Below are 13,563 nucleotides of genomic sequence, written 5' to 3' on the forward strand. Positions count from 1 at the left end.
TTCTCAATAACAAAAATCATGCAGCTTAGCCAGCTGCCTGAATGTAATAAAACAACCACTCTAAAGTTTATTATAACTCATTGTATTTTATTGGATTAAATATTGGAAATTAATTCAAAATTAACTACCAATAAAAACAAAGGCGATCTCGTCGTCATTTATTAACCTTTTATGAAATAATTTTATCGCGCCAATGGCGGTGATGAAAAATTAACTTACAATTATTATTACGCCCTCTGGCGTTCTATTCTGTGGAGTATGATTATGCGTTCAAATAACGTTGGCCACCTCAGCGCGGTTGCGGTGGTAGTACTTCTTGCACTTTCACTTTCCGCCTGTAGTGGAAGCGGCGGCGGCTCGCATAATACGGCGAAAAACAATCCGGCCCACCGGCAGTAACGCCGGTTCGGGCGCCGGCTCGGATGGAGGAACAGGCAGCGGTGATGGCAGCACCGCCGGTAACGGCAGCGATGGCAATGGGGATGGCGCAAACGCAGGCAACGGTAGCGGCAATAACGGCAACGGCGCAACCGCAGGTAACGGCGGTACGGGTTCAGGTTCCGGAAGCAATGGCGGCTCCGGCGCAGGCGCCGGTACCGGTAACGGAGGCGGAAACGCCGGCGGCGGCACGGGTACGGGAGGCGACGGCACCGGCGGAGGCGGCGATGGCGGGGGCACCAGCACCGCGTCGAATAACTCGGCCGTAAATAATATCCTCAAAGATACGGGAAATGCCGGCAGCGGCCTGGGCTCCACGCTCACCGACGTCGGCAGCCAAATCCCACTTAGCAATAATCCCGTTACCTCAACCGTGTCCCTGGCCGTTGAAGGCGCGGGTACGGCCGTGTCCACCGTGAGCAATGGCATAACCCAGGGGCCCGGCAACGCTAATAATCCCAACGGGCTGGGAACGGCGCTCGCCGGCACAACCGGGACGGTGTCCGGATTAGGCACGACCGTTTCGGCTATCGGGACCAACCTTGCCAGCACGACCTCAGGTACGCCGGTTAACGGCGCGACGGGCCTCGTGGGCGGCGTAGTCGACTCTACCGGCAGAGTGGTTACCGGTACGGGCAACGCCCTGACCTCGGCCGTACAAAGTGACGGTGTCACAAGGTTGACCACCGCGACCACCGGGGCGGTAAATACCGCCCTTACCGATACCCAGAAAACCACCCAGGCCGTGGGCGGCGCGACGGGACTTGGCGCGCCGGTCAATAACCTGCTGACGACGGTAGGCACCGGCGTCAGCGGCGCTGGCGCCCGGGTCAGCGAAAGCGCGCCTGCGCTCAACGGTACCGGGCAGCTTGTGCAAAACGTAGGTCAAGTGGTGACGGATACCGGCGGCCTGGTCAAGCCGGCGCAGGGTTCAGGAAGCTCCGGCGCAGGCGGCATATCAGCGGGGGCCGATGCCAACGTCGACGTGGGTAAACAAGGGCTGGCTGCAAACCTTGGCGCAACCGTTAATGGCGTAACCACCGGGCTGACAGCCGCTTTGACGACCAATACCGCTACCACCAACAATGCTGCTGCCGGGAGCACAGGCGGCCCGGTCAGCGGCCTGACTACCACCCTGGGCGGCGTTCTGACGCCTAAAAAATAATATTGATAACGGCACGCATGCTCCCGTATTAACGGCGGGAGCATACATTTTAAAGCTGATTTCAGCGCGTGACGAAGGACCTGCCGATGAAGCATCGAATTAGCGCCGTGCTGCTTTATGGTGCCACCGCGTGCGTAAGCTACGCGGATACGGCTCCCGCCCTGATAGACCCGGAAAACCCGGCCAGGCCCTCGCAAAATATGCCCGTCAGCTCTACAAAGCAAAACGCCGCGCCGCGGGTGACGGTTGCGGTTCAGCAGCCAAAGCTGACCGCGCAGACGCTGGTTGCGGTACGGCATGTGCAGTTTATCGGCGGCACGCGCTACCCGCTGCCGGAGCTTGTCGCCCCTTTTCGTCCTCTGATCGGCAAAAAGGTGCCGCTGGGGGAGATCGTTTTGCTGACGAATGCGATTACCGAACGCTATAAGCAGGACGGCTATCCCCTCTCTTATGCCTTCCTGCCGCAGGATAACTTTCGCCAGGACACGGTTCGCATCGTGCTGGTGGAAGGCTATATCGCCCACAGCTTTATAAAGAGTGAAAATGCGGCCGCCGGCGTGCGGTTAAGCCGTCTGGCGCAGCATATGATGACGGAAAAGCCGCTGACTCAGGCAAGGTTCGACCGCTACAGTTTGCTGATGGCCAGAACGCCCGCCACCGTCGTGGAGGCAAACGCCCGCCTGCCCGATAACATCTACGGGGCGGCGACGATGCAGGTTGACGCAAAGCAGCCGCATAGCTGGGATCTCTCCTCGACGATGGATTTTCGCAAGGGGCAAAACCTGGCGCTGGTAAACGGCACGCTGAGTAATCTCACCACGCACGGCGATCGGCTGGGGCTGGCCACGCTTATTCCGCTGGATAAGGACACGCGTAAAACCTATCTTGGGGCAAACTACCAGCAATACCTCACCGACGAGGGATTGCTGCTGCAGCTTAAAGGCAGCTTCTACCGGGAAGACCCGCGCGATTACAGCCCGCTGCTTTATCTGCCGGAGGGCGTATCCATCGACGCCCGGCAAAAAACGCAGCAGTATACCGCCGGCGCCTCGCTCAACTATCCGTTGATCCTTGAACGTAAGAAACAGCTCAGCGTCAGCGGCGGTCTGGATTATGTGGACAAGCGCAACGATTACCGGCTGCGCGCGCAGGGCTTTGGCAACACCCTGGATCTGCCTTCGGTACATCAGCACGCCCGCTATCCGGCGGCAGAAGTTTCGGTTAACGGTTCCCGTGAATTTGCTACCGCAAGCCTCGTGTCGCGCCTGACGTTGCGCCAGGGTATCGATGCCTTCGGCGCAGACGCCTCGCCCGCTGAAGGCAGCGACCTGAACTTCACACGCTGGAAAGGAAACCTGGAGGCGGGCTGGCTGTTTATCCCAAACTGGCGGCTGAGCACCGCCCTTGAAGGCGACTGGTCGGATAATGACCTGCCCGAGGCCGAGCGCGTCACCTTCGGCGCCCAGCGCTTCGGTCGCGGCTATCCCGACGGCGAGGCCAGCGGTGATTACGGCTACGGCGGGCAGCTTGAGCTGCGCTATCTCCACGCGCGGCCGGAAGCGAGATGGCTTAAAAGCGTGCAGCCCTACGTGCTGCTTGACAGCGCTCAGACCTGGTTTAACCAGTCCGGCTACCGCCATCAGCGGCTTGCCTCAGCGGCGGCGGGGGTAATGTTAGGGGACGATAAGCACTATCGGGTAACGGTGGAAGGCGCCCGGCCATTGGCCGACAGGCCGGGCGACAGTGATAAGCGCGGCTGGCGTTTTAGCCTGACGTTTACCTACAATTTTAACAATTTATAGCAACAGACGCCGGGGCTCCGTTTAAGCCAGATTCAGCGTCGCGCGCTTTTTCGCCGACTCAATGCCCAGTTCGATAAGCTCCATGACCTGGATCGCCTGCGCGGCCGGCACCGGATTTTCACCGTGGCCGGTTAACGCGTCGCGAATCGCGGCGTAGTAGGCCGGATAGTTGCCCGGAACGGTCAGCAGCGTCTGCTCGGCCATCACCTCGCCCACGGCCTGGGTCAGCACGCCGTCGCGCATATCATAGCCCCAGTCCTCCTGCGGCAGTCTTTCGCCCGCCTTCAGGCGATCCTCCTGCGGATCGAGGCCATATTTAATGTAGCTGCCGCGGGTGCCGTGCACGATATAACGCGCGGATTCAGCGGCGGCCAGCAGGGAACCGTGCAGCACAACGCGACGCTGCGGATAGGCCAGCACGGCGTGGAAATAGTCCGTCGCCTGGGCGCCCGGACGAAGCTGGGCGAGATCGACGGTTAAGCTCACCGGCAGGCCGAAGAGGTTAATCGCCTGATCGAGAAGGTGCGGCCCCAAATCGTACCAGATGCCGCTGCCGACGCCCGCCTGCTCGCGCCAGCGGTTACGCACCTGCGGGCGGAAGCGGTCGAAATGAGATTCAAAATAGGCCACCTCGCCGAGCGTGCCTTCGGCCAGTAGCGCCTTTAGCGTCAGAAAATCGCTGTCCCAGCGGCGGTTATGGAACACCGAAAGCAGCTGGCCGCGGCTTTTCGCCAGCGCATCCAGTTCGCGTGCCTGTGACAACGTCACGGTAAACGGCTTGTCGACCACCACGTGTTTGCCGGCCTCCAGCGCGGCTTTCGCCAGCGGGAAGTGGGTATCGTTGGGGGTGGGAACCACAATGAGATCGATAGATGGGTCGTTAAACAGATGGTGTGGGTCGGAAACTACCGGCATCGTCGGCCAGTCCGCATGGACCTTTGACTCATCGCTGCTGGATACCGCCGCAAGCTCCATTCCCGGCGTGCCAACGATGAGCGGCGCATGAAAAGTCTTACTGGCGTAACCGTAGCCGATTAGCCCGACACGAATGTTATCACTCATTTGTATTCCTCACTTTTATGGACGCCCTCATTTGACATCATCCTGTTTAGTGTAACAACAGCTGCTTTAATTGTTACGTGCTGGTTGCACACTTGCCAGGCGTTAGCGCGTCCGGCGGCAAAAGTGATTCAGTTCGCAAATATGAAACCGGTTTCGGAAACCGGTTGCGGCCATCTGGCCGCCCTGCCTACACTGCCGGGGTCGAGTCAACTCAAGGAGCCTGGTCATGTCAGCTTTTCCGCAACACTTTCTTTGGGGTGCCGCTACCGCGGCGTATCAGGTTGAGGGCGGCCATGATGCCGATGGCAAAGGCCCGTCAATCTGGGATGTCTTCGCCCATCAGCCGGGCGCCACCTTCCAGGGCACCAACGGCGACGTCGCCGTCGACCACTACCACCGCTTCCGTGAAGACGTGGCGCTAATGGCCGAACAGGGATTGCAGAGCTACCGATTTTCGCTTTCCTGGCCGCGCCTGTTCCCGCAGGGGCGCGGGGAAATTAACGAGGCCGGGGTGCAATTCTACAGCGAGCTGATTGATTGCCTGCTCGAAAACAATATTGAACCCATGATCACCCTTTATCACTGGGATCTGCCGCAGGCGTTACAGGATGAGGGCGGCTGGGAAAACAGAGCCACCGCCGAGGCCCTTCGTGGATTACGCCCGCCTGTGCTATGCCCGCTTTGGCGACCGCGTGAAGCTGTGGTCAACCTTTAACGAAACCGTGGTATTTATCGGCCACGGCTATATCACCGGCAGCCACCCGCCTTCGGTGCGCGATCCCGCCCGCGCTATTCAGGCCTGCCACCACGTCTTCGTGGCTCATGCCGGGGCGGTGAAAGCGTTTCGCGCAGGCCAAATCGCGGGCGCCATCGGCTTTGTGAACGTTTTGCAGACCCATACGCCGCTAACGGACTCGCAGGAAGATAAGCAAGCCGCAGAGCTGGCCGACGGCATCTGGACCCACTGGCTGTACGATCCGGTGTTAAAGGGCGAGTATCCCGCCCGGCTGTTGGCCAGGGCCCGGGAGCTGTGGAACGTGCCGCAATTCGCCGCCGGCGACGAGCAGCTGCTCAAAGAAAATATCTGCGACTTTATCGGCCTTAACTACTACAAACGCGAAACCGTTGCCGCCAATAACCAGCAGACGCATTTGCAGGCCAATCACAGCGGCGAGCGTAATAGCGGCCACGAATTTGGCTTTAAGGGTTTATTTAAATTTGTTCGTAACCCCACCGGCGTTTATACCGACTGGGACTGGGAGATTTACCCGCAGGGGTTAACCGAAGGTATTTTGCAGATTAAAGCGCGCTACGGCGATATTCCCATGTATATCACCGAAAACGGCCTTGGCGCCAAAGATCCCATTATCGACGGCGAAGTCGTTGACGACCCGCGCATCGACTATTTAAAAATACATATCGACGCCATCGAGGCCGCCATGCAGCAGGGCGCCGACGTGCGGGGCTACTACCCCTGGTCGTTTATCGATTTGCTAAGCTGGCTCAACGGCTATCAGAAGCAGTACGGCTTCGTTTATGTGGACCATCAAAACGGGCTGGCGCGCAAGCGCAAGAAAAGCTTCTTCTGGTATCAGGAGCTGATCGCCAGCCGCGGCGAAAAAAGGTAGCCAGGTTATCCCAATCAGGCCCGGTTAACGGGCCTGATTTATTTCCGCCGCAGATTGATGAAAAATCTTAAATAATCAGTTATTTGACAATTGCGCTAAAGGGAATGCCGGGCAGCGTTTATTATTCGCCGCAGGCAGGCGGCAGACGCCCTTTCAGGTATGGATACCCAACGCTATGACAGTGCAAGATTATTTAATTAAGTTCAGGAAAATCACCACGCTGGAAAGCCTGGAAAAACTGTTCGATCACCTCAATTATCGCCTTACCGACAGCCACGAGATTATCAATATGTACCGCGCCGCGGATCATCGCCGCGCCGAGCTGGTTTCGGGCGGCCGGCTTTTCGATCCCGGTCGCGTGCCGAAATCCGTCTGGCGTTACGTCGTGTAACCGCTTGCGGGTAGCATTACGCGTAAAAAGTCTTATAATCCCCCCGCCTTATGTCACACATAAGAAACGCATTTCGTTATTTTGCATTCGGGAGGCTACATGACTACCACGCAAGCGCCGCGTATTGCAGGCTGGCTTATTGCCCCTCTCGCCTGGCTGCTGTTGACCCTGCTTAGCAGCTCCATTGCGCTGGTCATCTATTTGATGATGCTCATCTCTCCTGAAAGCCATCGCCTGATGAACGCCCAGGGGCACAACATGGTGCTGTTCTGGTACTTCTCGGTTGCCTGCGCCATCGCCATGTGGGGCTACACGGTATGGCTGACCGTGGCATTTTTTAAACGCCGCAAAAAAACGGTGCGTCACTATATTCTCTGGCTGCTGATTTCGGTGCTGCTGGCGCTTAAAGCCTTTGCCTTTTCTCCGGTCAGTGACGAACTGGCGCTACGCCAGCTTCTGTTCCCGCTGCTCGCCGCCTCTTTGCTGGTGCCCTACCTCAAACGCTCGCAGCGCGTGAAGCAAACTTTTATTAATCCGTAATAACCCTATAAATACCCTGTTGTCGTCGATTATTTTTTCGCCGATAATGGACGGCTTTTTTCGTTTCAGGTTAGAAAATGACAGATTACTTGCTGCTCTTTGTTGGTACGGTGCTGGTCAATAACTTCGTGCTGGTGAAGTTTCTCGGCCTGTGCCCGTTTATGGGCGTTTCCAAAAAGCTGGAGACGGCCATCGGCATGGGGCTTGCCACCACCTTCGTCTTAACCCTGGCCTCGATTTGCGCCTGGGTGATTAACGACCTGATCCTGATCCCGCTGGATTTGGTCTATTTGCGCACCCTTGCTTTTATTCTGGTTATCGCCGTGGTGGTGCAGTTCACCGAAATGGTGGTGCGCAAAACCAGCCCTGCGCTTTATCGTCTGTTAGGCATATTTTTACCGCTTATCACCACCAACTGCGCGGTGCTGGGCGTGGCGCTGTTAAACGTCAATCTCGGCCACAACTTTTTGCAATCCGCGCTGTACGGCTTCTCCGCGGCGATCGGTTTTTCGCTGGTGATGGTTCTGTTCGCGGCAATTCGCGAACGCCTTGCCGTGGCCGACGTGCCGGCGCCCTTCCGGGGCAACGCCATTGCGCTGATTACCGCAGGCTTGATGTCTCTGGCCTTTATGGGCTTTAGCGGGCTGGTGAAATTCTGATGAGCACCGTGTGGATTGCCGTTGCCGCGCTGACCCTGATGGGGCTGGCCTTTGGTCTGATCCTGGGGTATGCCTCGCGCCGCTTCGCCGTTGAAGAAGACCCTATCGTCGAGAAAATCGAAGAGCTGCTGCCGCAAAGCCAGTGCGGCCAATGCGGCTACCCCGGCTGCCGTCCCTATGCCGAAGCGGTGGGCAATAACGGCGCCAGGATAAACCTCTGCGCCCCCGGCGGCGAAGCGGTCATGCAAAAAATCGCCACCCTGCTGAACGTCGATCCGCAGCCTATCGAAGGCGATGATTCAGCGCTTGCTCCCGCGCGCATGCTGGCGGTTATTGATGAAGCCAACTGCATCGGCTGTACGAAATGCATTCAGGCCTGCCCGGTCGACGCCATTGTCGGCGCAACCCGTGCGATGCACACCGTGATGAGCGACCTGTGCACCGGCTGCAATCTGTGCGTGGACCCTTGCCCGACAAGCTGTATTGAGCTGGTGCCGGTCGCCACCACCACTGAAAGCTGGAAATGGGATCTGCAGACGATTCCGGTACGTAATATTCCGGTGGAGCAACATGCTTAATTTCTTCAAACGTTTTCATAAAGATCGTATCTGGGACTTTGACGGCGGCATTCATCCGCCGGAGATGAAAAACCAGTCCAACGGCACGCCGCTGCGCCAGGTTACCCTGCCGAAACGGCTTATTCTTCCCCTCAAGCAGCATATCGGCGCCGAGGGCGAACTCTGCGTGAAAGCCGGAGACTTCGTGCTGCGCGGCCAGCCCCTGACCAAAGGACGCGGCAGAATGCTGCCGGTTCATGCGCCCACTTCAGGTACGGTTACGGCGATTACGCCCCACTCCACGGCTCATCCTTCAGCCCTTGCCGAGCTGAGCGTGATTATCGAGGCCGACGGTAAGGATACCTGGACCGAGCTGGACGGCTGGGCGGATTACCGCTGCCGCAGCCGCGAAGCGTTAATCGAACGTATTCACCAGTTCGGCGTCGCCGGCCTGGGCGGCGCGGGCTTCCCGACCGGCAACAAGCTGCAGGGCGGCGGCGATAAAATCGAGACGCTGATTATTAACGCCGCCGAATGCGAGCCGTACATCACCGCGGATGACCGCCTGATGCAGGACTGCGCGGCGCAGATTGTCGAAGGCATCCGCATTCTTGCGCATATCCTGCAGCCGCAGCGGGTGTTAATCGGTATTGAAGACAATAAACCGCAGGCGATTTCCATGCTGCGCGCGGTGCTGGTCGATGCACACGATATTCAGCTACGCGTGATCCCAACCAAATATCCGTCCGGCGGCGCGAAACAGCTTACGCAAATCCTCACCGGCAGGCAGGTTCCGCACGGCGGGCGCTCGTCGGATATCGGCGTACTGATGCAGAACGTCGGTACGGCCTATGCGGTAAAACGCGCAATCATCGACGGCGAACCGCTGACCGAACGCGTGGTGACCTTAACGGGCGAAGCCGTCGCCCGGCCCGGCAACGTCTGGGCGCGTCTGGGCACGCCGGTTCGTCACCTGCTGGATTTCGCCGGTTTCCGCCCTTCCCAGGATCAGCAGGTCATTATGGGTGGCCCGCTGATGGGCTTTAGCCTGCCGTGGCTCGACGTGCCGGTGGTGAAGATAACCAACTGCCTGCTCGCCCCTTCGGCAAACGAAATGGGCGAGCCGGGCGAAGAGCAAAGCTGTATTCGCTGCAGCGCCTGCGCGGACTCCTGCCCGGCGGATCTCCTTCCGCAGCAGCTGTACTGGTTCAGCAAAGGCCAGCAGCACGACAAAGCCACCGCGCATAATCTTAAGGACTGCATCGAGTGCGGCGCCTGCGCTTACGTTTGCCCGAGCAATATTCCGCTGGTGCAGTATTTCCGTCAGGAAAAAGCGCAAATCCGCGAAATCGAGCTGGAAGCGAAGCGTACAGCCGAGGCCAAAGAGCGCTTTGAAGCGCGCCAGGCGCGCCTTGAACGCGAAAAAGCCGCGCGCCTTGAGCGTCATAAGCAGGCCACGGTTCAACCTTCAGCCAAAGACAGCGATGCGATTCAGGCGGCTCTTGCCCGCGTGAAAAGCAAAAACGCCGCCGGCAGCGAGCCGATTATCGTGCAGGCTGGCAGCAAGCCGGACAACAGCGAAATAATCGCCGCGCGCGAGGCCCGCAAAGCGCAGGCGCGCGCAAAACAGGCGGAAAAAGCGCAGCAGGCAGAGGCTACGGAAACCACAGCTGCCGATCCGCGTAAAGCCGCGGTCGAAGCGGCTATCGCCCGCGCCAAAGCGCGTAAAGCGGCTCAGGCGGGTAACGAAAGCGAAACCGTCGCCCAGGCCGCGCCTGTCGAACCGGTTGACCCGCGTAAGGCAGCAGTCGAAGCGGCTATCGCCCGAGCCAAAGCGCGTAAAGCGGCGCAGGCAAACAGCGAACCTGTCGCAGATGCCGCGCCTGCCGAGCCGGTTGATCCGCGCAAGGCCGCCGTCGAAGCCGCTATCGCCCGCGCCAAAGCGCGTAAAGCGGCTCAGCAGGAACAGGCCGTTGCAGCAGGTTCCACAGAAGAACAAGACCCAAGAAAAGCGGCTGTCGCTGCGGCCATCGCCCGCGTACAGGCACGTAAAGCCGCTCAGCAGATGGCGCCAGAGGATTAAATGGTTTTTAAAATCGCAAGCTCTCCCTATACCCACAACCAGCGCAGCACCTCAAGGATCATGCTGCTGGTGACCTACGCCGCCCTGCCGGGCATCGCAGCGCTGTGCTTCTGGTTCGGCTGGGGTAGCCTGATTCAAATCGCCCTGGGCATTCTCAGCGCGGTGGCGGCTGAAGCGCTGGTGGTCAAGCTGCGCAAGCAGTCGCTGCGTCTTACCCTTGGCGATAATTCTGCCGCGCTGACCGGCCTGCTGCTGGGGATCAGCCTTCCCCCGCTGGCGCCCTGGTGGATGATAATTCTCGGGACGGTTTTTGCGGTGATTATCGCAAAACAGCTCTATGGCGGCCTGGGCCATAACCCCTTTAATCCGGCGATGGTTGGCTACGTTGTGCTGCTAATCGCCTTCCCGGTGCAAATGACCTCATGGCTGCCGCCGCAGTCTATCGCCGCTACGGTGCCGGGCTTTACCGACGTGCTGCACGTTATCTTCACCGGCAGCACGGCCGCGGGCGATACCATGACGCAGCTGCGCATCGGCGTGGACGGCATCAGCCAGGCTACGCCGCTCGATACTTTTAAAACGGGCATTCACGCGGGCCGTCAGGCTGCGGATTTGCTCAATACCCCGATTTACGGCGGCGTGCTGGCAGGACTTGGCTGGCAGTGGGTTAACGTGGCGTTTATGGCGGGCGGCGTTTTCCTGCTGTGGCGCGGCACTATCCGCTGGCATATTCCGGCCAGTTTCCTGCTGACGCTGACCCTTTGCGCCACGCTCGGCTGGCTGCTTGCGCCGGAAAAATGCGTTTCGCCTGCGGTGCATCTTTTCTCCGGCGCGACGATGTTCGGGGCTTTCTTTATTCTTACCGACCCGGTTACCGCCTCGACAACCAACCGCGGGCGCCTGCTGTTTGGCGCGCTGGCCGGTTTGCTGGTCTGGCTGATCCGCACCTGGGGCGGCTATCCCGACGGGGTGGCCTTTGCGGTGCTGCTGGCGAACATCACCGTGCCGCTAATTGACTACTACACTCGTCCGCGCGTCTACGGCCATCGTTAAGGAATCGTCATGCTGAAAACAATGCAAAAACATGGCGTTACGCTGGCGATTTTCGCCGCGCTGGCCACCGGCCTCACCGCGGTGGTTAACGAGCTGACCAAACCGACTATCGATCGCCAGGCCGCGCTGCAGCAAAAATTATTGTTCGATCAGGTTTTACCTGCCGACATGTACGACAACGACATCCAGCAGAGCTGCGTCCTCGTCAACGACCCGCAGATCGGCGCGGGCGACCGCCGGGTATACGTGGCGCGTAAAGGCGATGAGCCCGTCGCCGCGGTGATGGAAGTTACCGCTCCCGACGGCTATTCCGGCGCAATCCAGCTGCTGGTGGGCGCCGATTTCAACGGCAAAGTGCTGGGCACCCGCGTGACCGAACATCATGAGACGCCGGGGCTTGGCGATAAAATCGAACTTCGCCTGAGCGACTGGATAACCCATTTCTCGGGCAGAACCATCCAGGGCGCGGACGACGCCGCCTGGGCGGTGAAGAAAGACGGCGGACAGTTCGATCAGTTTACCGGCGCGACCATTACGCCGCGCGCGGTAGTCAACGCCGTTAAGCGCGCGGGGCTTTTCGCTGAAACGCTGCCGCCTCGTCTGGCGCAGTTCCCCTCCTGTGGAGCACAACCATGAGCGATGTAAAAGACGTTATCGTACAGGGGTTATGGAAGAATAACTCCGCGCTGGTGCAGCTGCTGGGCATGTGTCCGCTGCTGGCCGTCACCTCGACCGCCACCAACGCGCTTGGGCTCGGCCTTGCGACCACGCTGGTGCTGACGCTGACGAATGCTGCCGTCTCGGCTATTCGCCGCTGGGCGCCGGACGAAATCCGCATTCCGATTTACGTGATGATCATAGCCTCGGTTGTAAGCACCGTGCAGATGCTTATCAATGCTTATGCCTACGGCCTTTATCAGTCGCTCGGCATTTTTATTCCGCTCATCGTGACCAACTGTATCGTAATTGGAAGGGCGGAGGCCTTCGCGGCAAAAAACAGCGTGCCTATGGCGGCGCTTGACGGCCTCGCTATCGGCCTTGGCGCGACCAGCGCCATGTTCGTGCTGGGCTCAGGGCGTGAAATTATCGGCAACGGCACCCTGTTTGACGGCGCGGACGCTTTGCTCGGCAGCTGGGCTAAGGCGCTGCGTATTGAGGTGTTCCACACCGATACGCCTTTCCTGCTCGCCATGCTGCCGCCCGGGGCCTTTATCGGTCTCGGCCTGATGCTGGCGGTGAAGTATCTTATCGATGAAAAAATGAAGGCTCGTCGCGCGGCTAAAAGCGCGGCCGTGAAAGGAAATGTCCAGCAAATATAAGGAAGCCCGATGAACAAAGCCAAACGCCTGGAGATCCTCTCGCGTCTGCGTGCCGACAACCCCAGCCCCACTACCGAGCTGCAGTTCAGCTCGCCTTTCGAGCTGCTGATCGCCGTGCTGCTTTCAGCGCAGGCGACGGACGTGAGCGTAAATAAGGCCACGGCGAAGCTCTATCCGGTAGCCAACACGCCGCAGGCGATGCTGGATTTGGGCGTGGAGGGCGTGAAGTCTTATATCAAGACCATCGGCCTGTTTAACAGCAAAGCGGAAAACGTCATTAAAACCTGCCGCATGCTGCTGGAGCTGCACCATGGCGAAGTGCCGGAAGACCGTGCGGCGCTGGAAGCGCTGCCGGGCGTCGGCCGCAAAACGGCCAACGTGGTGCTGAACACCGCCTTCGGCTGGCCGACAATCGCCGTGGATACGCATATTTTCCGCGTCTGTAACCGCACCAACTTTGCTCCGGGCAAAAACGTGGAGCAGGTGGAAGAAAAACTGCTTAAGGTCGTTCCTGCGGAATTTAAAGTCGACTGCCACCACTGGCTGATTTTGCATGGCCGCTATACCTGCGTCGCCCGCAAGCCGCGCTGCGGCTCGTGCATCATCGAAGATCTGTGCGAATATAAAGACAAAACCGAGTTTTGATCTCCTCTCTTCCCGCCAGATAGCTGGCGGGGCCGTCGCCCCATCCTTAATCCCTACCGTAAATACGCCATTTAACAACAATTTATTCCATAAATCCCCGCCATGATGCTTATAAGCTGTGGTTGATAATCGCTTCAGCAGGTTAATCATTTTTTTACGATGAGAATTTTCTATAAATTTGTGATGCAGATCACTTTGATAACATGACGTTAATTTTTGGT

Annotated in this window: 12 protein-coding genes and 1 pseudogene; 12 read left to right on the top strand and 1 reads right to left on the bottom strand. The window is 58.7% G+C overall.

Going from position 1 to position 13,563, the window contains the following annotated elements:
* Positions 1–316 precede the first annotated feature (316 nt).
* Both WLO32_RS11045 and WLO32_RS11050 read left to right on the top strand, forming a co-directional pair.
* Positions 317–1,603 (top strand): collagen-like triple helix repeat-containing protein, encoded by a 1,287-nt coding sequence (locus tag WLO32_RS11045; RefSeq protein WP_435945234.1) that lies wholly within the window; start codon positions 317–319, stop codon positions 1,601–1,603.
* A gap of 86 nt (positions 1,604–1,689) precedes the next feature.
* The gene (locus WLO32_RS11050) at positions 1,690–3,405 is read left to right on the top strand and encodes a ShlB/FhaC/HecB family hemolysin secretion/activation protein (RefSeq protein WP_435945235.1); all 1,716 of its coding nucleotides are present in this window, start codon (positions 1,690–1,692) and stop codon (positions 3,403–3,405) included.
* Positions 3,406–3,426: 21 nt separating this feature from the next.
* Here the strand turns inward: WLO32_RS11050 and WLO32_RS11055 are convergent, their stop codons facing one another.
* Positions 3,427–4,467: an oxidoreductase gene (locus WLO32_RS11055; RefSeq protein ID WP_435945236.1), complete on the bottom strand. Its 1,041-nt coding sequence runs from the start codon at positions 4,465–4,467 to the stop codon at positions 3,427–3,429.
* Between the two features lie 226 nt (positions 4,468–4,693).
* On the opposite strand from WLO32_RS11055, the pseudogene WLO32_RS11060 reads away from it, so the two are divergent.
* From WLO32_RS11060 to nth, 10 genes and pseudogenes are all read left to right on the top strand, one after another.
* Positions 4,694–6,095, top strand: a pseudogene (locus WLO32_RS11060) (GH1 family beta-glucosidase).
* A gap of 175 nt (positions 6,096–6,270) precedes the next feature.
* Positions 6,271–6,486 carry a transcription modulator YdgT gene (gene ydgT, locus WLO32_RS11065; RefSeq protein WP_435945237.1) on the top strand — a complete coding sequence of 72 codons (216 nt, stop codon included), beginning with the start codon at positions 6,271–6,273 and terminating at the stop codon, positions 6,484–6,486.
* Between the two features lie 99 nt (positions 6,487–6,585).
* Complete coding sequence (locus tag WLO32_RS11070; RefSeq protein WP_435945238.1) at positions 6,586–7,026, top strand: DUF2569 domain-containing protein; 441 nt, start codon at positions 6,586–6,588, stop codon at positions 7,024–7,026.
* Positions 7,027–7,103: 77 nt separating this feature from the next.
* Positions 7,104–7,685 (top strand): electron transport complex subunit RsxA, encoded by a 582-nt coding sequence (gene rsxA / locus WLO32_RS11075; RefSeq protein WP_435945239.1) that lies wholly within the window; start codon positions 7,104–7,106, stop codon positions 7,683–7,685.
* Positions 7,685–8,263, top strand: coding sequence for an electron transport complex subunit RsxB (gene rsxB, locus WLO32_RS11080; RefSeq protein WP_435945240.1), 579 nt, complete (start codon positions 7,685–7,687; stop codon positions 8,261–8,263). Before rsxA ends, rsxB begins: the two co-directional genes overlap by 1 nt.
* A complete protein-coding gene (gene rsxC / locus WLO32_RS11085) occupies positions 8,256–10,325 on the top strand; it encodes an electron transport complex subunit RsxC (RefSeq protein ID WP_435945241.1) in 2,070 nt (689 codons plus the stop codon). The genes rsxB and rsxC overlap by 8 nt, the downstream gene beginning before the upstream one ends.
* A complete protein-coding gene (gene rsxD / locus WLO32_RS11090) occupies positions 10,326–11,378 on the top strand; it encodes an electron transport complex subunit RsxD (RefSeq protein ID WP_435945242.1) in 1,053 nt (350 codons plus the stop codon).
* A 9-nt stretch (positions 11,379–11,387) separates the two neighbouring features.
* A complete protein-coding gene (gene rsxG, locus WLO32_RS11095) occupies positions 11,388–12,014 on the top strand; it encodes an electron transport complex subunit RsxG (RefSeq protein ID WP_435945243.1) in 627 nt (208 codons plus the stop codon).
* Positions 12,011–12,697: an electron transport complex subunit E gene (locus tag WLO32_RS11100; RefSeq protein ID WP_435945244.1), complete on the top strand. Its 687-nt coding sequence runs from the start codon at positions 12,011–12,013 to the stop codon at positions 12,695–12,697. The genes rsxG and WLO32_RS11100 overlap by 4 nt, the downstream gene beginning before the upstream one ends.
* Before the next feature lie 9 nt (positions 12,698–12,706).
* Complete coding sequence (gene nth, locus WLO32_RS11105; protein ID WP_121268717.1) at positions 12,707–13,342, top strand: endonuclease III; 636 nt, start codon at positions 12,707–12,709, stop codon at positions 13,340–13,342.
* The last annotated feature ends 221 nt before the right edge of the window (positions 13,343–13,563 follow it).

The sequence above is a fragment of the Dryocola mayonis genome, assembly GCF_051307045.1.
Classification (GTDB): domain Bacteria; phylum Pseudomonadota; class Gammaproteobacteria; order Enterobacterales; family Enterobacteriaceae; genus Dryocola.